Source organism: Kitasatospora sp. NPDC056181 (genome assembly GCF_042266225.1).
Lineage (GTDB): Bacteria > Actinomycetota > Actinomycetes > Streptomycetales > Streptomycetaceae > Kitasatospora.
Genome location: NZ_JBHJUK010000072.1, coordinates 25,495 through 42,551, shown reverse-complemented (window position 1 = coordinate 42,551; position 17,057 = coordinate 25,495). Strand labels below are relative to the sequence as shown.

Below are 17,057 nucleotides of genomic sequence, written 5' to 3'. Positions count from 1 at the left end.
GTCTGGAAGGCGTACCCCTTCGCGGAGGACGCCGGGATCCGCGCCGCGAACCCCCGCAGCGCCGGGAGGCGCCGCCGCAGCCGGCCCGACGGGAGGCGGCGCCCCGCGAGCGGCGCCCGCGCAGCCGCAACCGGATGTACATCCCGGGCCTCGGCTGTCTGAAGGGCTGCCTGATGGTCCTGCTGGTGCTGGCCGTGGCCGCGGTGGCGCTGTGGAACTTCACGCCGCTCCCGCAGTACTGGGACAACGTCCAGGGCTGGTTCAACAGCGCGAGCGACTGGGTGAGCAGCGTCCTCGGGTCGAAGTAGTGGCGCGCGGGGCCCGGCGCGCACTCCGGACGCCGGGCCCCGACAGCAACATTGACGCTTTGTCGACAATTTCCGAGATTTATCGCCCGTCAGTGCCCGCCGGACCCCCTCAGGCGGCCCGCGGAGGGGGTCCGGGCGCGTAGGTTGGTCGCTGTTGTCCCGCCCCACCGAGCGCTCCGGACCCTCCCGGCGCGCTCCCGCCGCCCACGGAGCAGCATTGGCACGCAAGATCGGCAGCCGCTACACCGTCCACCAGGTGATCGGCCGGGGCTCGGCCGGGACGGTCTGGCTCGGCGAGGGGCCGGACGGCCCGGTGGCGGTCAAGCTGCTGCGCGAGGACCTCGCCGCCGACCAGGTGCTGGTCGGCCGCTTCGTCCAGGAACGCGCCGCGCTGACCAGCCTCGACCACCCCCGGGTGGTCGGCGTGCGCGACATGGTCGTCGACGGCAGCGACCTCGCCCTCGTGATGGAACTGGTCCAGGGCACCGACCTGCGCTCCCGCCTGGAGCGCGACGGCGCCCTCGCCCCGCAGACCGCCGTATCGGTCATCGCGGACGTCGCCGACGGCCTGGCCGCCGCGCACGCCGCCGGGATCGTGCACCGCGACGTCAAGCCCGAGAACGTCCTGCTCGACCTCGCCGCCGCCCCCGGGCCCGGTGGCGCCCCGCGCGCCAAGCTGACCGACTTCGGCGTGGCCCGCCTGGTCGACGCCCCCCGCCGGACCCGCGCGACCCGGATCATCGGCACCCCCGACTACCTCGCCCCGGAGATCATCGAGGGCCTGGAGCCGCGCGCCGCGGTCGACATCTACGCCCTCGCCACCGTCCTCTACGAGCTGCTGGCCGGCTCCACCCCCTTCGGCGGCGGGCACACCGGCGCGGTGCTGCGCCGCCACGTCACCGAGCAGGTGCCGCCGGTCCCCGGCCTGCCGGACGGCCTCTGGCGGATCATCTCCGAGTGCCTGGCCAAGGCCCCGGCCTCCCGGCTGCGCGCCGCCGAGCTGGCCGCGCGGCTGCGCGAGCAGCTGCCCGCCCTGGCGGGGCTCCCGGTGCTGGCCGTCCCGCAGCAGGGCCGGGCCCCGGCCGAGGAGCTGCTGACCCCCGGCGAGGCCGTGTACGCCGAGGTGGACGCCGGCCCCGGCACCCACAAGCGGCGCCGCGGCCCGGCCGTCCCGCTGGTGCCCGGCGCCGCCCCGGACTCCACCCGCGACACGCACACCAGCCTGCGCCGCCCCTCGGCCCAGGAGCTGGCCTCCTACGCGGCCGAGTCCCGGGCCCAGCGCACCGTCCCCGCGGCCCACCGGCGGGACCGCCAGGCGCTGCTGCGCCGCCGCCGGATGCTGGCCGTCCTGCTGGCCACGGTCCTGCTGCTGGCCGGTGCGGCCGCCGCCTGGACCGCCTTCGCCGCCACCGCGCCGGACACCGGGAAGCCGCCCCGTCCGGTGGTGCACTCCGCACCGCAGCGGGCCCCGTAGGGGATCGCGGGCGCCCGGTCGAAGCACCGGATGCACCCGGTGTCGCCAGGAGCCCCCCCGGGGGCATTACCCTGGGTGCGTGGCAGCCGTCGATCCTTCCGAAGAGCTCAAGAACCTCGAAACGACCATGGGGTCGATCGAGGCCGTCCTCGACCTGGACAAGATCCGGGCCGACATCGCGCGTCTGGAGGAGGAGGCAGCCGCCCCCGACCTGTGGGACGACCTCGCGAACGCGCAGAAGGTGACCAGCCGGCTCTCCTTCCTCCAGGGTGAACTGCGCCGGGTCGAGAACCTGCGCAGCCGCATCGACGACCTCGGCGTCCTGTTCGAACTGGCCGAGGCCGAGGACGACGCGGACACCCGGGTGGAGGCCGAGAACGAGCTGGCCTCCGTCATGAAGGCGGTCGAGGAGCTGGAGGTCCGCACGCTCCTCTCCGGCGAGTACGACGCCCGCGAGGCGCTGATCAACATCCGGGCCGAGGCCGGTGGCGTGGACGCCGCCGACTTCGCCGAGCAGCTGATGCGCATGTACCTGCGCTGGGCCGAGCGGCACGGGTACCCGACCGAGGTGTACGACACCTCGTACGCGGAGGAGGCCGGCATCAAGTCCGCGACCTTCACCGTCAAGGCCCCGTACGCCTACGGCACCCTCTCGGTCGAGCAGGGCACCCACCGCCTGGTCCGCATCTCGCCCTTCGACAACCAGGGCCGCCGGCAGACCTCGTTCGCCGGTGTCGAGGTGCTCCCGGTCGTCGAGCAGTCCGACCACGTCGACATCGACGAGTCGGAGCTGCGCATCGACGTCTACCGCGCGTCCGGCCCCGGCGGCCAGGGCGTCAACACCACCGACTCGGCGGTGCGCATCACGCACATCCCGACCGGCGTGGTGGTCTCCTGCCAGAACGAGCGCTCGCAGATCCAGAACAAGGCCTCGGCGATGAACGTCCTCCAGGCCAAGCTGCTGGAGCGGCGCCGCCAGGAGGAGCGTGCGGCGATGGACGCGCTCAAGGACAGCGGCAGCTCCTGGGGCAACCAGATGCGCTCCTACGTGCTGCACCCGTACCAGATGGTCAAGGACGTCCGCACCGAGTACGAGGTCGGCAACCCGCAGGGCGTGCTGGACGGCGACATCGACGGCTTCATCGAGGCCGGCATCCGGTGGCGCAAGCAGCGCGAGACCGCCGCGCAGTAGTGGTCACGGCAGGCGGGTCACGACCCGCCTGCCGTGACACGACGAAGGCCCCGACGGTGATCCGTCGGGGCCTTCGCGTACGTCTTCCGGGGTCAGGCCAGTGCCTGCCGGGCGATCAGCGCCACCGCGAGCAGGCCGGCCAAAAGGGCAAGCAGCATCGCGGGGGAGAGCACACCGAACGGGCCCTGCTGCTCCTGCAGCCGGGCACGGTTGGCGCGGCACACCGGGCACCGGCCATCGCTCACGCGGCCGTTGCAGTTGGCGCACACCAGATGGTCGCAGGTCATGCGATCTCCTCCTCGCTGCCTCAGCCAACGCACCGGACGGGGCTTTGGTTCCTTTTCTTGCCCTGTGCGGGGGAGCGGCCAACCCCGGCCGCCACCTCCACTCTGCCAGGTTCTGGCCGTTCCGGCCCCCGGGCTGTGAGATGCCTCCCAATTTTCTGGGCATAACCGGACATTCTCCCCCAAGTTCCAATTTCTGTCACGGCCCGACCCTGCGAGTCGGACGCGGCTTCGCGTATGGTCCCAAGCCGGGAGGGGCCCTTCCCCCTCCTTCCGCCCGTCCCCGGGCCGGGCGCCCGGGGTGGACCGACCGAGGACAGGCGCCGCCTAGGATGGCCTCCGTGATGCAGCCGTGATCAGATTCGACAACGTCTCCAAGACCTATCCCAAGCAGAACCGTCCCGCCCTGGACAACGTCTCGCTGGAGATCGAGAAGGGTGAGTTCGTCTTCCTGGTCGGCTCGTCCGGCTCGGGCAAGTCCACCTTCCTGCGCCTGTGCCTGCGCGAGGAGCGCCCCAGCACCGGCGAGGTGCACGTGCTGGGCAAGGACCTGGGCAAGCTGTCCAACTGGAAGGTGCCGCACATGCGCCGCCAGCTGGGCACCGTCTTCCAGGACTTCCGCCTGCTCCCCAACAAGACGGTCGCGCAGAACGTCGCCTTCGCCCTCGAGGTGATCGGCAAGCCCAAGAGCGCCATCAACAAGGTGGTGCCCGAGGTGCTGGACCTGGTCGGCCTCGGCGGCAAGGAGGACCGCATGCCGGGCGAGCTGTCCGGTGGTGAGCAGCAGCGCGTCGCGATCGCCCGGGCGTTCGTGAACCGCCCGATGCTGCTGATCGCGGACGAGCCCACCGGCAACCTCGACCCGCAGAACTCGGTCGGCATCATGAAGCTGCTCGACCGGATCAACCGCACCGGCACGACGGTGCTGATGGCCACTCACGACCAGGCCATCGTCGACCAGATGCGCAAGCGCGTCATCGAGCTCGACAAGGGGCTGCTGGTCCGCGACCAGGCCCGCGGCGTCTACGGGTACCAGCACTGATCCTCCTGCGCTGACCCGTGGGCCGCCGGCCCGTTCCGCCCGACCAGTACCGACCCTGGAGTTGTTACACGCATGCGCGCCCAGTTCGTCCTGTCGGAGATCGGTGTGGGTCTCCGCCGCAACCTGACGATGACCATCGCGGTCGTCGTCAGCGTCGCGCTCTCCCTCGCCCTCGCCGGTGCCTCGCTCCTGGTCCGTGACCAGGTCAACTCCATGAAGGGGTACTGGTACGACAAGGTCGAGGTGAGCATCTACTTCTGCACGAAGTCGGACGCCCGCAACTCGCCGCAGTGCCAGAACGGCGCGGCCACCGACCCGCAGATCGCCGACATCAAGTCCCAGCTGGACAAGATGGACTCGGTGGTCCAGTCCTCGACCTTCGAGAACTCCACCGAGGCGTACAAGCACTGGAAGGAGATGAACCCGGACAACCCGCTCATCTCCGTCCTCGGCCCGGACGCCATCCCGCAGTCCTGGCGGGTGAAGCTCAAGGACCCGACCAAGTACGACGTCATCCAGAGCGCCTTCGCCGGCAAGCCCGGCGTCAAGTCGGTCGAGGACCAGCGGAAGATCCTGGAGAACCTGTTCGGCCTGCTGAACGGCCTCCAGACCGCGGCGTTCGTGATCATGGTGCTGATGCTGTTCGTCGCCCTGCTGCTGATCGTCAACACCGTCCGGGTGTCGGCGTACAGCAGGCGGCGCGAGACCGGCATCATGCGCCTGGTCGGTGCCTCGAACTTCTACGTCCAGATGCCGTTCATCGCCGAGGCCGCGTTCGCCGCGCTGCTCGGTGCGGTGATGGCGTCCGGACTCCTCCTCGGCGGGCACTTCTTCGTCCAGGGCTGGCTGGCCGACCGGGTCCAGTTCATCCACTTCATCGGGCTCAGCTCGGTGCTGGCGGTGATACCGCTGCTGGTGGTGGTCGGTATGGGCATGGCCGGCATCGCGGCGTTCTTCACCCTCAGGAAGTACCTGAAGGTCTAGCACAACCCCGGAGCCCCGGCTCCGGACCGGCTCCGGAGCCCCCGCGGCCCCGGACGGCACTGCGCCGTCCGGGGCCGTCGGCGTTCCGCCGTCAGCCGTTCCGGCCCGCCGCGTCACGTGCTGCGCCTACACTCCGATGCCATGCTGCAAACTCCGCGCAGGGCACGCCAGGCGGCCACCCTCAGCCTGGTGTTCGGCGCCGTGCTGCTGGCCGGCGCCGCGACCGGAGCCTGGGGCGACCCGAGCGCGCCACCTCACCGCCCGTCCGCGGACGCGGCCCCGGCCGCCGCGGCCGGCGTCGCGGCCGGCCAGGACCCGGCCGGGGCGGCGCTCTCCGAGCAGCAGGCCGAGCACCTGATCGGTGCCAACGGCGACCGCTGGGGCGCCTACTACAGCGCCCAGGAGTACGCCGAGTTCAGCCAGGGCCTGGACGGCCGCTACCTGGGCGTGGGCCTCTCGGTCGGCCGCGGGCAGGACGGCGTCACCGAGGTCTCGCAGGTGCAGCCCGCCGGGCCGGCCGCGGAGGCCGGGATCGCCGCCGGCGACCGGCTGCTGCGGGTCGGTCCGGACCAGGCCGACCACCTGCCCGTGACCGAGGTCGTCGCCCGGCTGCGCGGGCGCGAGGGGGAGCGGCGGATCGGCTCCGAGGTCACCCTCGCCGTCCAGCGCGGGGACGGCGGCATCCGCGAGGTCCAGCTGCGCCGGGCCCTGCTGGACAGTCAGCAGGTCGCGGTCGAGCACCTGGACAAGGGGGTCCTGCGGATCACCGTGCGGGCCTTCACCAGCGGCGTGGCCGAGCAGGTGCGCGCCGCAGTGCGCGGCCCGCACACCGGGGTGGTGCTGGACCTGCGCGGCAACTCCGGCGGGCTGGTCGACGAGGCCGCCGGTACCGCCGGGGTCTTCCTGGACGGCGGCCCGGTCGGCTCGTACCAGGAACGCGGCGGGACCCGCGAGCTGACCGCCCCGCCCGGCGGCGACCAGCGCTCGCCGCTGGTGGTGCTGGTGGACGGCGGCACCATGAGCGCCGCCGAACTGCTCACCGGCGCGCTCCAGGACCGCAGCCGGGCCGTCGTGGTGGGCGGCCGGACCTTCGGCAAGGGCACCGTCCAGCAGCCCAGCCGGCTCGCCGACGGCGCGGTGCTGGAGCTGACCGTCGGCCGCTACTACACCCCGGCGGGCCGCTCCCCGGAGGGCACCGGCCTGACCCCCGACGTGCCCGCGTCCGGCTCCGAGGACGCCGGCGAGCTGGCCCTGCGGGTCCTGGCGGGCCTGGGGACGCGGACCTGACGCACCCGGGCCCGGCGCGTGCACGCGCGAGGGCCTGACGCGCGGGTAAAGGGGCTGCTCCGCACCGGGCCGAGGTGCGAGAATGGCCGCGCTATGGCAAAGGAAACCGGACAGAAGCTGATCGCGCAGAACAAGAAGGCGCGACACGAGTACACCATCCTCGACACCTACGAGTGCGGTCTCGTGCTCACCGGCACCGAGGTCAAGTCACTGCGCGAAGGGCGGGCCAACCTGGTCGACGGGTACGCCTACATCCAGAACCACGAGGCGTGGATCGACAACGTCTTCATCCCCGAGTACACCCAGGGGACGTGGACCAACCACGCCGCGCGGCGCAAGCGCAAGCTGCTGCTGCACCGGATCGAGATCCACAAGATCGAGGCCAAGGTCCGGGACGCCGGCCACACCCTGATCCCGCTCTCGCTGTACTTCAAGGACGGCCGGGTGAAGCTCGAACTCGCGCTCGCCGTCGGCAAGAAGCTGTACGACAAGCGTCAGACGCTGCGGGAGAAGCAGGACACCCGCGAGACGGCCCGTGCGGTGGCGGCGGCGCGCCGGCGTCAGAGCTGACACCCGGCGACGCCGGCGTTAATCCGCTGGACCCTCGCTGGTCGCCTCGCGTACTATGGCGCCAGCAACACGGACGGCAACGTCCGAGCTGTTTCTCAAAAAAACATGGGGATGATCGGTTTCGACAGGGGACGTCGAAACAGGAGAAGCGAGCCGAGGAACGCGGCAATGATCTCGTTAACCATCTGTCGCAAAAAAATAATCGCCAACTCTAAGCGCGATTCCCAGCAGTTCGCTCTCGCTGCCTAATAACAGCTAAGAGTGCTTGGGTGTCAGACCGGGGAGTTCCCGACCCGGACCCTGGCATAATCTAGGGAACTCAACCGTCCGCCCGGGCTGCGAGGGCGGATGGGAAATCAAACAGCAGCTGGGCCTGTTGGCGGCTTGTCCGCGTGACTGCCAGGGCCGAGAAACTCACAGCGGACTGCGCTCGGAGAAGTCCTGAATCCACTCCACTGGACCCGGGTTCGATTCCCGGCATCTCCACAACCCCATGTTGCACAGCGAAGGCCGCCCACCGCTCAGCGGAGGGCGGCCTTCGCGATTTCCCTCCCGGTGCGGCGCAACGGAGCGGCGGGGCGTAGGATCTTCCGTCCGCTCGTTTCCCAGAGCCGGACTCCCGCCGCTACCACCGAGGCCATGCAGAGCAATACGGACACCACCGCCGCCACCGACTCCGAGACCGTCCGCGAGCGCGAGATCGCCGGGGAGCAGCACCACCTGGACACGGTCTACCACCGCCTGGAGGAGAAGCTCGCCGAGGCCGAGTACATCCTGGAGGACGCCGCCAAGCGCGTCCAGGTCGGCACCCCCGGCGCGCTCGCCGAGCGCGACGCCCAGGTCTACCGGGCGGGCGCGCACCTCCAGCGGCTCAACAACGAGTTCGAGGACTTCCTCTTCGGCCGGATCGACCTCCAGCAGGCCGACGCTCCGGAGGAGCACGGCATCCCCTCGAACACCCCGCTCGACCCGGCCGACCCCGCCGTCGCCGAGACCCTCCACATCGGCCGGCTCGGTGTGCTGGACGCCGAGTACGGCCCGCTGGTGATCGACTGGCGGGCGCCGGCCGCCGCGCCGTTCTACCGGTCCACCCCGCTGGAGCCCGGCCGGGTCATCCGCCGCCGGGTGATCCGCTCCAAGGGCCGCAAGGTGGTCGGCGTCGAGGACGACCTGCTCCGCCCCGACCTCACCCCCACCCTGGACGGCCGCGAGCTGGCGGTGGTCGGCGACGGTGCGCTGATGGCCTCCCTCGGCCGCGCCCGCAGCCACTCGATGCGCGACATCGTCTCGTCCATCCAGAAGGAGCAGGACGAGGTGATCCGCGCCGCCGCGGCCGGGGCCACCCTGGTCACCGGCGGCCCCGGCACCGGCAAGACGGCCGTCGCCCTGCACCGCGCCGCCTTCCTGCTCTACCAGGACCGCCGCCGCTACGCCGGGGGCATCCTGGTGGTCTCCCCGACCCCGCTGCTGGTCTCCTACACCGAGGGCGTGCTGCCCTCGCTCGGCGAGGAGGGCCAGGTCGCCATCCGCGCGGTCGGCTCCCTGGTCGACGGCATCGAGGCGGGCGTCTACGACACCCCGGAGGCCGCCCGGGTCAAGGGTTCGGCCCGGATGGTGCAGCTGCTGCGCCGGGCCGCCAGGGCGGCGCTGGAGCTCGGCGCGCCGCAGGAGCTGAAGGTGGTCGCCCGCGGCGAGGTGCTGCGGCTGGACGCCGGCCGGCTCAAGGCCGTGCGCGGCAACGTGGTGGGCTCCGGCGGCACCCCGCTGAACCTGCTCCGCCCGCGCGCCCGCCGGCTGCTGCTGGACGCGCTCTGGCAGGAGGCGACCCGGCACCTGCCGAAGCCGTCCGACCACTACGCCCGTGAGCAGCGCCAGGAGGAGAAGGAGGCCTTCGACGACTACGTCTCGGACGAGGCGGCGTTCCTGGACTTCCTGGACGCCTGGTGGCCCGCGGTGACCCCGCGCCGGGTGCTCGGCACGCTGAAGCAGACCCGGCACACCAACCGGATCGCCCGCCGCGCCGTGACCCCGGAGGAGGCCCGGCTGCTGGCCGGCTCGTGGCGGCACCTGTCCGAGCGCGGCGAGGGCGAGCTGTCGGCGCACGACGTGGCGCTGGTGGACGAGCTCCAGGTGCTGCTCGGCGAGCCGGTCCGCCCGAAGGTCCGCGAGGTGGACGCGGTGGACCTGCTGAGCGGCCTGGACGAGGTCACCACGTTCGCGGACCGCAACTCCAGGCAGCGCGAGAGGGTGCCGGTGGAGCGCACCGAGTACGCGCACATCATCGTGGACGAGGCGCAGGACCTGACCCCGATGCAGTGGCGGATGATCGGCCGCCGCGCCCGGATGGCCACCTGGACGATCGTCGGCGACCCGGCGCAGTCCTCCTGGCCGTTCCCCGGCGAGGCGCAGGCGGCGCTGGACGAGGTGCTGTCCGGCAAGCCGCGCCGTCGCTACACGCTGACCGTGAACTACCGGAACCCGGCCGAGATCGCCGAGGTGGCGGCCAAGGTGCTGGCGCTGGCAGCGCCGGGCACGCCGTCGCCGAGCGCGGTGCGCAGGGTCGGCGTGGAGCCGCGCTTCGCGGCCGTCACGGACCCGTCGCCGGAGGCCTTCGGCGCGGCGGCCCGGGCGGAGCTGGAGCGGCTGCTGGGGGAGGTGGACGGCACCGTGGCGGTCGTCGTGCCGATGGATCGCCGGGCCGAGGCGGCCGGCTGGATCGACGGCCTGGGCGAGCGGGCGGTGGCGCTGGGCAGTCTGGAGGCCAAGGGCCTGGAGTACGACGCGACCGTGGTGGCCGACCCGACCGGGATCGCCGGCGAGTCGGAGGCGGGCCTGCGGGTGCTCTACGTGGCGCTGACCCGGGCGACCCAGCGGCTGACCGTGCTCTCCGGTCCGGACGACCTGCCGGACGCGGACGGCGTGCCGGCCCTGCTGGACGGCTGACCTGCTGACCGCCCGTCAGGGCGGGCGGCACGAAGAAGGCCCCTCCCAGGGCACGAAGAAGGCCCCTCACCGACGGTGAGGGGCCTTCAGACGTTAATGACACCGACCCGCCATGCTCGCCTCGCGGCAAGTGGTCCCTCGAAGGGACGAAGGTTGGGCCCGGGGGCTTGGATCGAGCCGGTGTCCCGTCCAATGTAACGCATCGGCCCGCTGAGGCAAGAAGTTGTCGACTTCGCACACTCAATGAACGTTATTTCTGGCTACAGCCTGGTAGGTGCGACGATCGAGGTCTAGCATGCGCAGGCGAAGCCTTCAACAATCTGTTGAAGCAACTGAGGACGGAAGAAGGAACGTCGATGGCGACGGTGCCCAGTGTCTCCAACTCGATCACGGTGCGGCTGGAGGTCCCGGCCAGGGGCAATGCCGTCAGTGCGATCACCACGGCCGTCGAGTCCTCCGGCGGTTCGGTCACCGGCCTGGACGTCACCGCCTCCGGCCTGGAGGCGCTGCGGATCGACGTGACCGTGGCCGCGTCCTCGGTCGCCCACGGCGAGGAGATCGTCGAGAAGCTGCGCACGATCGACGGCGTGTCGATCGGCAAGGTCTCCGACCGTACCTTCCTGATGCACCTCGGCGGCAAGATCGAGATGTCCTCGAAGCTGCCGATCCGCAACCGTGACGACCTCAGCATGATCTACACCCCGGGTGTCGCCCGGGTCTGCATGGCGATCGCCGAGAACCCCGAGGACGCCCGCCGCCTCACCATCAAGCGCAACAGCGTCGCCGTGGTCACCGACGGTTCGGCGGTGCTGGGCCTGGGCAACATCGGCCCGGCCGCCGCGCTGCCGGTGATGGAGGGCAAGGCGGCCCTGTTCAAGCGCTTCGCCGGCATCGACGCCTGGCCGATCTGCCTGGACACCCAGGACACCGACGAGATCGTGGCCATCGTCAAGGCGATCGCCCCCGGCTTCGCCGGCATCAACCTGGAGGACATCTCCGCGCCGCGCTGCTTCGAGATCGAGGCCCGGCTGCGCGAGGCCCTGGACATCCCGGTCTTCCACGACGACCAGCACGGCACCGCGATCGTGGTGCTGGCCGCGCTCACCAACGCGCTCAAGGTGGTCGGCAAGGACATCTCCGAGATCCGCGTGGTGATGTCGGGCGCCGGCGCCGCCGGTACCGCGATCCTCAAGCTGCTGCTGGCGGCCGGCGTCGAGCACGCCACCGTCGCGGACGTGCGGGGCGTGGTCCACCAGGGCCGTGAGGACCTCAACGACTCGCTGCGCTGGATCGCCGAGCACACCAACCGCTCGGGCCGCACCGGCAGCCTCAAGGAGGCCGTGGCGGGCGCCGACGTCTTCATCGGCGTCTCCGCCCCGAACGTGCTGGACGGCGACGACCTGGCCACCATGGCGCCGGACGCGATCGTCTTCGCGCTGGCCAACCCGGACCCGGAGGTCGACCCGGCGATCGCCCGGCAGACCGCCGCCGTGGTCGCCACCGGCCGCAGCGACTTCCCGAACCAGATCAACAACGTGCTGGTCTTCCCGGGCGTCTTCCGCGGCCTGCTGGACGCCCAGAGCCGGACGGTCAACACCGAGATGATGATCGCCGCCGCCCGGGCGCTGGCCACCACCGTCGCCGACGACGAGCTGAACGCCAACTACATCATCCCGAGCGTCTTCCACAAGGACGTCGCGAAGACGGTGGCCGCCGCCGTCCGTGACGCCGCGCTGGCCGGCGTGCAGGAGGAGCGCGAACCGTCCCGTCCGACCCCGGGCATCGTCGGCACCCTCGACACCTCCTCCTTCCCCTCCGTCAAGCTCTGACGGCGGCCCCGCGGCGCGTGTCGCGGATCGGTCAAATGACCGAATAGCGCGCTTACCCACCCAAGCCCGCCCCGAACCCTTGCGACACAAGGGCGAGGGGCGTGTTTGGGCTTGTCGTGCCTAGGGCGTACGGTAGCCCTGCACGGGGCAGGCGTGTCCGACAAGTACGGAACGTCCCCCTGGTCTTCCGGCGTGTCGTCCCGACCGCCGCCCGCGCCCGGTCCGCCGGAGCCGACGGAGCATCACACCTCCGGCGGGCGGGCGTTGTTCGGGTGGCTCGGCCGGGGCCCGATTGGCTTTCTCGGGGCCGGACGGGGCAGGATTCGTATCCGGGCAGGCAGGCGGGCCTTCGACGGCACCGGCGCCGCGGCACGGGGTACGAACCCGGCCTGCGACCACGCATTGCCTGAATGAGCACAGTGTGCGGACCTGCGGCCTATCCGGGTGCCCCCCGGAGGGAGCACCGATGGGCCCCCGCACACCGCAAGCGAACAGACCACAGGAGTACACATGAACCGCAGTGAGCTGGTGGCCGCGCTGTCCGAGCGCGCCGAGGTGACCCGCAAGGACGCCGACGCCGTTCTGGCCGCCTTCGCCGAGATCGTCGGCGAGGTCGTCGCCAAGGGCGACGAGAAGGTCACCATCCCCGGTTTCCTGACCTTCGAGCGCACCCACCGCGCTGCCCGCACCGCCCGCAACCCGCAGACCGGCGAGCCGATCCAGATCGCGGCCGGCTACAGCGCCAAGGTGAGCGCGGGCTCCAAGCTCAAGGAAGCCGCCAAGGGCGCCTGAGCAACCCCTTGAACGCCGAGAGGCCGGGTTCCCTTCGGGGAGCCCGGCCTCTCGCCGTCGGTGGGGCCGCCGGTCAGGCGGTGACCAGCTGCTCGCTGGGCAGCTCGACGTGGGCGCCGAGGTCGCGCAGCTTCTCCATGAAGTTCTCGTAGCCGCGGTTGATCAGGTCGATGCCGTGCACGGTCGAGGTGCCCTCGGCCGCCAGCGCCGCGATCAGGTACGAGAAGCCGCCGCGCAGGTCCGGGATGACCAGCTCGGAGCCGATCAGCTTGGACGGGCCGGAGACGACCGCGGAGTGCAGGAAGTTGCGGGCGCCGAAGCGGCACGGGGTGGCGCCCAGGCACTCGCGGTAGAGCTGGATGTGGGCGCCCATCTGGTTCAGCGCGCCGGTGAAGCCGAGCCGCGACTCGTACACCGTCTCGTGCACGATGGACAGGCCGGTGGCCTGGGTCAGCGCGACCACCAGCGGCTGCTGCCAGTCGGTCTGGAAGCCCGGGTGCACGTCGGTCTCCAGGGCGATCGCCTTGAGCTCGCCGCCCGGGTGCCAGAACCGGATGCCCTCGTCGTCCACCTCGAAGGCGCCGCCGACCTTCCGGAAGGTGTTGAGGAAGGTCATCATCTCCAGCTGGCGGGCGCCGCGGACGTAGATGTCGCCCTTGGTGGCCAGTGCCGCGCAGGCCCAGGAGGCGGACTCCAGGCGGTCCGGCAGCGCGCGGTGGTTGTAGCCGGAGAGCTCGTCGACACCGGTGATCAGGATGGTCCGGTCGGTGCCCATGGTGATGATCGCGCCCATCTTCTGCAGGATGCAGATCAGGTCGACGATCTCCGGCTCGACGGCCGCGTTGCGCAGCTCGGTGACGCCCTCGCAGAGGACGGCGGTGAGCAGGACCTGCTCGGTGGCGCCGACCGACGGGTAGGGCAGCTCGATCTTGGTGCCGCGCAGCCGCTGCGGGGCGACCAGGTAGGTGCCCTGCGGGTGCTTCTCGATGGTGGCGCCGAACTGGCGGAGCACCTCGAAGTGGAAGTCGACCGGGCGGCCGCCGATGTCGCAGCCGCCGAGGCCCGGGATGAAGGCGTGGCCGAGGCGGTGCAGCAGCGGGCCGCAGAACAGGATCGGGATCCGCGAGGACCCGGCGTGCGCGTCGATGTCGGCGACGTTGGCGCTCTCCACGTGGGAGGGGTCGAGGATCAGCTCGCCCTCCTCGTCACCGGTGCGCACCGTCACGCCGTGCAGCTGGAGCAGGCCGCGGACCACCTTGACGTCGCGGATGTCCGGGACGTTGCGCAGTCTGCTGGGTCCCTGCCCGAGCAGGGCGGCGACCATGGCCTTGGGGACCAGGTTCTTCGCACCACGGACGCGGATCTCGCCTTCGAGCGGGTTTCCGCCGTGAACCAGCAGGACGTCGTCGGTCATCGTTCTCGCAATCCGGGGTGCCAGAGGAGTGGGTGGGGCTCCGGTCGGGAGCCGGCGGTGGACCGGTCGTACGGGCGCGTTCGGGCCCCCGGCGTGACCGAGTCGGCACCGTATAAGGGCGTCCACCATCAGTAGATGGTAGTGGGCGTATCGGTGGTTCCCGTGAGCCTCTCCCGTGATGGTGCTCTCTCGGGGTGGTGTCGCGCCCGCCGGTGCGTCCGTACGGGTGTTCGCGCGGCGCGGCGGCGGCCGGGCGGACGGTCTCCGTGTTGCGGTGTCCGCCCCCGGGGGTTCTGCGGGATCATGTGAGGCATGACGGCGGCCCATTCGCACGGAGGCCGGTCCCACACCGGCCGTTTGCTCGTCGCGACCCCCGTGCTCACCGACCCGAACTTCGCGCGGGCGGTGGTGCTCCTCCTCGACCACGACGCCGAGGGGGCGCTCGGCGTCGTCCTGAACAGACCGACGCCGGTCAAGGTCGGCAGTGTGCTGGACGGCTGGGGCGGCCTGGTCGGTCCGCCGGCCGTGGTGTTCCAGGGCGGACCGGTCGCCCTGGACTCGGCGCTCGGCCTGGCGGTGGCGCCGGGGGAGCCGGGCACCGTCGAACCGCTCGGCTGGCGGCGGGTGCACGGCGCGATCGGCCTGGTGGACCTGGAGGCGCCGCCCGAGGTGCTGGCCGGGGAGCTGGGCGGGCTGCGGATCTTCGCCGGGTACGCGGGCTGGTCGCCGGGGCAGCTGGAGGCGGAGGTCGACTCCGGCGCCTGGTACCTGGTGGACTGCGAACCGGGCGACATCTCCAGCCCCGAGCCTGAGCGGCTCTGGCGTGCGGTGCTGCGCCGCCAGCGCGGCCCGCTGGCACTGCTCGCGACGTACCCGGACGACCCCACGTTGAACTGACGTGCGACCGTCCCGGGCGCGACACTGGCCCGCTTTCCCGGGGCCCCCATAGACTTGGCACTCATGAGCACTCTTGAGCCCGAGCGCGGCCTCGGCACCGGCACCCTGGTCGAGCCCGTCCCGCAGGTGTCCAACGGGGACGGCGACCACGAGCGCTTCGCGCACTACGTCCAGAAGGACAAGATCATGGAGAGCGCGCTCTCCGGATCCCCCGTGGTGGCGCTCTGCGGCAAGGTCTGGGTGCCCGGGCGCGACCCGAAGAAGTACCCGGTCTGTCCGATGTGCAAGGAGATCTACGACGGCATCGGCAAGCCCCAGGACGGCAAGGGCGGCGACGACAAGTAGCCCGCCGGCCCCGGCCGTTTTGCACAGTGGACCATTTCGCGAAGTGGTCTATGCCAATTGAGCCGGGCGGGGGCAGGATGGCGGGATGGACCTCATCCCCGCCCCCTTGAGCTCCGTCCGCCTCCAGGACCAGGACTTCCCCCTCGACCGCGGCACCGCCCTCACCGCCCCGCCCGCGCTGGCCGGTGCCGAGCGGTGGCTGCGGACCTCGCTGACCGCGGCGACCGGACTGCCGCTCGCCCCCGGGCGGCCCGGCGAGGGCGTCGAACTGGTGCACGACGAGACGCTGGCCGGCGAGGCGTACCGGCTCTCGGTACGCCCCGGCCACGCCGTGATCACCGCCGGAGGCCCCGCCGGCGCGCTCTGGGGCGCGCAGACGCTGCGCCGGCTGCTCGGCCCGGACGCCTACCGCCGGGCCCCGCTGCGGGGCGGCGGCTGGGTGCTGCCGGGCACCGACATCGAGGACGCCCCCCGCTTCGCCTGGCGCGGCGCGCTGCTGGACGTCGCCCGGCACTTCCTCCCCAAGGCCGACGTCCTGCGCTTCGTCGACCAGCTCTCCGCGCACAAGCTCAACGTGCTGCACCTGCACCTGACCGACGACCAGGGCTGGCGGCTGGAGATCAAGCGCTACCCGAGGCTGGCGGAGCAGGCCTCCTGGCGCGAGCGCTCGATGGTCGGCTACCGGGCCGGCGGGCGGCGTGACGACCGCCCGCACGGCGGCTTCTACACCCAGGACGACGTGCGCGAGATCGTCGCGTACGCCGCCGAGCGGGCGGTCACCGTCGTCCCGGAGATCGACCTGCCGGGCCACTCGCAGGCCGCCATCGCCGCCTACCCGGAGCTGGGCAACACCGACGTGGTGGACACCGCGGCGCTGGGCGTCTGGACCGACTGGGGCGTCAGTCACCACGTGCTCAACCCCTCCGAGGCCACCCTCCGCTTCTTCGAGGGCGTGCTGGAGGAGGTGCTGGAGCTCTTTCCGTCCGAGTTCATCCACCTCGGCGGCGACGAGTGCCCCAAGGAGCAGTGGAAGGACAGCCCGGCCGCCCAGGCGCGGATCCGGGAACTGGGCCTGGCCAACGAGGACGAGCTGCAGAGCCACGTGATCCGGCACTTCGACCGCTGGCTGGCCGGGCGCGGGCGCCGACTGATCGGCTGGGACGAGATCCTGGAGGGCGGCCTGGCCCCCGGTGCGGCCGTCTCCTCCTGGCGCGGCTACGGCGGCGGGATCGCCGCCGCGCAGGCCGGTCACGACGTGGTGATGTGCCCCGAGCAGCACGTCTACCTGGACCACCGGCAGGCGCCGGGCCAGGACGAGCCGGTCCCGGTCGGCTTCGTCCGCACCCTGGAGGACGTCTACCGGTTCGAGCCGGTGCCGGCGCAGCTGGACGGGGCCGCGGCCCGCCGGGTGATCGGCACCCAGGCCAACCTGTGGACCGAGTTCATGGACAGCGCCCGGGACGTCGACTACCGGGCCTTCCCCCGGCTCGCGGCCTTCGCCGAGGTCGCCTGGTCCGCACTGCCCGCCGACCCGGCCGCGCGCGACTACGCCGGCTTCGAGCGCCGGATGGAGGCCCACCGGGCCGTGCTGGACGCGCTCGGCGTCGAGTACCGGCCGGCCGCCGGGCCGCACCCCTGGCAGCGCCGGCCCGGCGTGCTCGGCCGCCCGCTCGACGGACCGCCGCCGGCCGTCTGA

Annotated in this window: 14 protein-coding genes, 1 other RNA gene and 1 pseudogene; 14 read left to right on the top strand and 2 right to left on the bottom strand. The window is 71.9% G+C overall.

Features of this window, described 5'->3' with window-relative positions; all coding sequences use genetic code 11:
• The 3 genes and pseudogenes from ACFC1F_RS25200 to prfB all read left to right on the top strand — a co-directional run.
• Nucleotides 1-308 (top strand): annotated as a pseudogene (locus ACFC1F_RS25200) (serine/threonine protein kinase); the annotation flags it as partial.
• 217 nt (nucleotides 309-525) lie between these two features.
• On the top strand, nucleotides 526-1,782 hold the full coding sequence (locus ACFC1F_RS25195; protein WP_209416081.1) for a serine/threonine-protein kinase: 1,257 nt from the start codon (nucleotides 526-528) through the stop codon (nucleotides 1,780-1,782).
• Between the two features lie 79 nt (nucleotides 1,783-1,861).
• A complete protein-coding gene (gene prfB, locus ACFC1F_RS25190) occupies nucleotides 1,862-2,974 on the top strand; it encodes a peptide chain release factor 2 (RefSeq protein ID WP_209416082.1) in 1,113 nt (370 codons plus the stop codon).
• 92 nt (nucleotides 2,975-3,066) lie between these two features.
• Here prfB and ACFC1F_RS25185 read toward each other — a convergent pair whose 3' ends face one another.
• On the bottom strand, nucleotides 3,067-3,261 hold the full coding sequence (locus ACFC1F_RS25185; protein WP_148644606.1) for a hypothetical protein: 195 nt from the start codon (nucleotides 3,259-3,261) through the stop codon (nucleotides 3,067-3,069).
• Nucleotides 3,262-3,610: 349 nt separating this feature from the next.
• On the opposite strand from ACFC1F_RS25185, the gene ftsE reads away from it, so the two are divergent.
• The 8 genes from ftsE (at nucleotide 3,611) to ACFC1F_RS25145 (ending at nucleotide 12,705) form a co-directional block, all read left to right on the top strand.
• A complete protein-coding gene (ftsE, locus tag ACFC1F_RS25180; RefSeq protein WP_148644607.1) occupies nucleotides 3,611-4,300 on the top strand; it encodes a cell division ATP-binding protein FtsE in 690 nt (229 codons plus the stop codon).
• 72 nt (nucleotides 4,301-4,372) lie between these two features.
• On the top strand, nucleotides 4,373-5,284 hold the full coding sequence (ftsX, locus tag ACFC1F_RS25175; RefSeq protein ID WP_148644608.1) for a permease-like cell division protein FtsX: 912 nt from the start codon (nucleotides 4,373-4,375) through the stop codon (nucleotides 5,282-5,284).
• Between the two features lie 141 nt (nucleotides 5,285-5,425).
• Nucleotides 5,426-6,571, top strand: a complete 1,146-nt coding sequence (locus tag ACFC1F_RS25170; RefSeq protein ID WP_376161480.1) for a S41 family peptidase — start codon at nucleotides 5,426-5,428, stop codon at nucleotides 6,569-6,571.
• Between the two features lie 93 nt (nucleotides 6,572-6,664).
• Nucleotides 6,665-7,141 carry an SsrA-binding protein SmpB gene (gene smpB / locus ACFC1F_RS25165; RefSeq protein ID WP_209416084.1) on the top strand — a complete coding sequence of 159 codons (477 nt, stop codon included), beginning with the start codon at nucleotides 6,665-6,667 and terminating at the stop codon, nucleotides 7,139-7,141.
• A 107-nt stretch (nucleotides 7,142-7,248) separates the two neighbouring features.
• Nucleotides 7,249-7,630, top strand: a transfer-messenger RNA (tmRNA) gene (ssrA, locus tag ACFC1F_RS25160).
• Between the two features lie 150 nt (nucleotides 7,631-7,780).
• The gene (locus tag ACFC1F_RS25155) at nucleotides 7,781-10,084 is read left to right on the top strand and encodes a UvrD-helicase domain-containing protein (RefSeq protein WP_209416085.1); all 2,304 of its coding nucleotides are present in this window, start codon (nucleotides 7,781-7,783) and stop codon (nucleotides 10,082-10,084) included.
• Between the two features lie 356 nt (nucleotides 10,085-10,440).
• A complete protein-coding gene (locus ACFC1F_RS25150; RefSeq protein ID WP_209416086.1) occupies nucleotides 10,441-11,913 on the top strand; it encodes an NAD-dependent malic enzyme in 1,473 nt (490 codons plus the stop codon).
• Nucleotides 11,914-12,423: 510 nt separating this feature from the next.
• Entirely contained in the window at nucleotides 12,424-12,705 is a 282-nt protein-coding gene (locus tag ACFC1F_RS25145; protein WP_030059737.1) for an HU family DNA-binding protein, read from the top strand.
• Between the two features lie 73 nt (nucleotides 12,706-12,778).
• Here the strand turns inward: ACFC1F_RS25145 and murA are convergent, their stop codons facing one another.
• Nucleotides 12,779-14,119 carry a UDP-N-acetylglucosamine 1-carboxyvinyltransferase gene (gene murA, locus ACFC1F_RS25140; protein WP_209416087.1) on the bottom strand — a complete coding sequence of 447 codons (1,341 nt, stop codon included), beginning with the start codon at nucleotides 14,117-14,119 and terminating at the stop codon, nucleotides 12,779-12,781.
• 312 nt (nucleotides 14,120-14,431) lie between these two features.
• On the opposite strand from murA, the gene ACFC1F_RS25135 reads away from it, so the two are divergent.
• From ACFC1F_RS25135 to ACFC1F_RS25125, 3 genes are all read left to right on the top strand, one after another.
• Complete coding sequence (locus ACFC1F_RS25135) at nucleotides 14,432-15,016, top strand: YqgE/AlgH family protein (RefSeq protein WP_148644614.1); 585 nt, start codon at nucleotides 14,432-14,434, stop codon at nucleotides 15,014-15,016.
• Between the two features lie 63 nt (nucleotides 15,017-15,079).
• Nucleotides 15,080-15,361, top strand: coding sequence for a DUF3039 domain-containing protein (locus ACFC1F_RS25130; RefSeq protein WP_174315682.1), 282 nt, complete (start codon nucleotides 15,080-15,082; stop codon nucleotides 15,359-15,361).
• 85 nt (nucleotides 15,362-15,446) lie between these two features.
• Nucleotides 15,447-17,057 (top strand): beta-N-acetylhexosaminidase, encoded by a 1,611-nt coding sequence (locus ACFC1F_RS25125; RefSeq protein ID WP_376161477.1) that lies wholly within the window; start codon nucleotides 15,447-15,449, stop codon nucleotides 17,055-17,057.

Bases quoted from the DNA above. Each gene is read 5' to 3' on its own strand.
- ACFC1F_RS25150 (WP_209416086.1), top strand. From the start codon at position 10,441: ATGGCGACGGTGCCCAGTGTCTCCAACTCGATCACGGTGCGGCTGGAG.
- ACFC1F_RS25130 (WP_174315682.1), top strand. From the start codon at position 15,080: ATGAGCACTCTTGAGCCCGAGCGCGGCCTCGGCACCGGCACCCTGGTC.
- ACFC1F_RS25170 (WP_376161480.1), top strand. From the start codon at position 5,426: ATGCTGCAAACTCCGCGCAGGGCACGCCAGGCGGCCACCCTCAGCCTG.
- ACFC1F_RS25145 (WP_030059737.1), top strand. From the start codon at position 12,424: ATGAACCGCAGTGAGCTGGTGGCCGCGCTGTCCGAGCGCGCCGAGGTG.
- smpB (WP_209416084.1), top strand. From the start codon at position 6,665: ATGGCAAAGGAAACCGGACAGAAGCTGATCGCGCAGAACAAGAAGGCG.
- murA (WP_209416087.1), bottom strand. From the start codon at position 14,119: ATGACCGACGACGTCCTGCTGGTTCACGGCGGAAACCCGCTCGAAGGC.
- ACFC1F_RS25185 (WP_148644606.1), bottom strand. From the start codon at position 3,261: ATGACCTGCGACCATCTGGTGTGCGCCAACTGCAACGGCCGCGTGAGC.
- ftsX (WP_148644608.1), top strand. From the start codon at position 4,373: ATGCGCGCCCAGTTCGTCCTGTCGGAGATCGGTGTGGGTCTCCGCCGC.
- ACFC1F_RS25125 (WP_376161477.1), top strand. From the start codon at position 15,447: ATGGACCTCATCCCCGCCCCCTTGAGCTCCGTCCGCCTCCAGGACCAG.
- ACFC1F_RS25135 (WP_148644614.1), top strand. From the start codon at position 14,432: ATGACGGCGGCCCATTCGCACGGAGGCCGGTCCCACACCGGCCGTTTG.
- ACFC1F_RS25155 (WP_209416085.1), top strand. From the start codon at position 7,781: ATGCAGAGCAATACGGACACCACCGCCGCCACCGACTCCGAGACCGTC.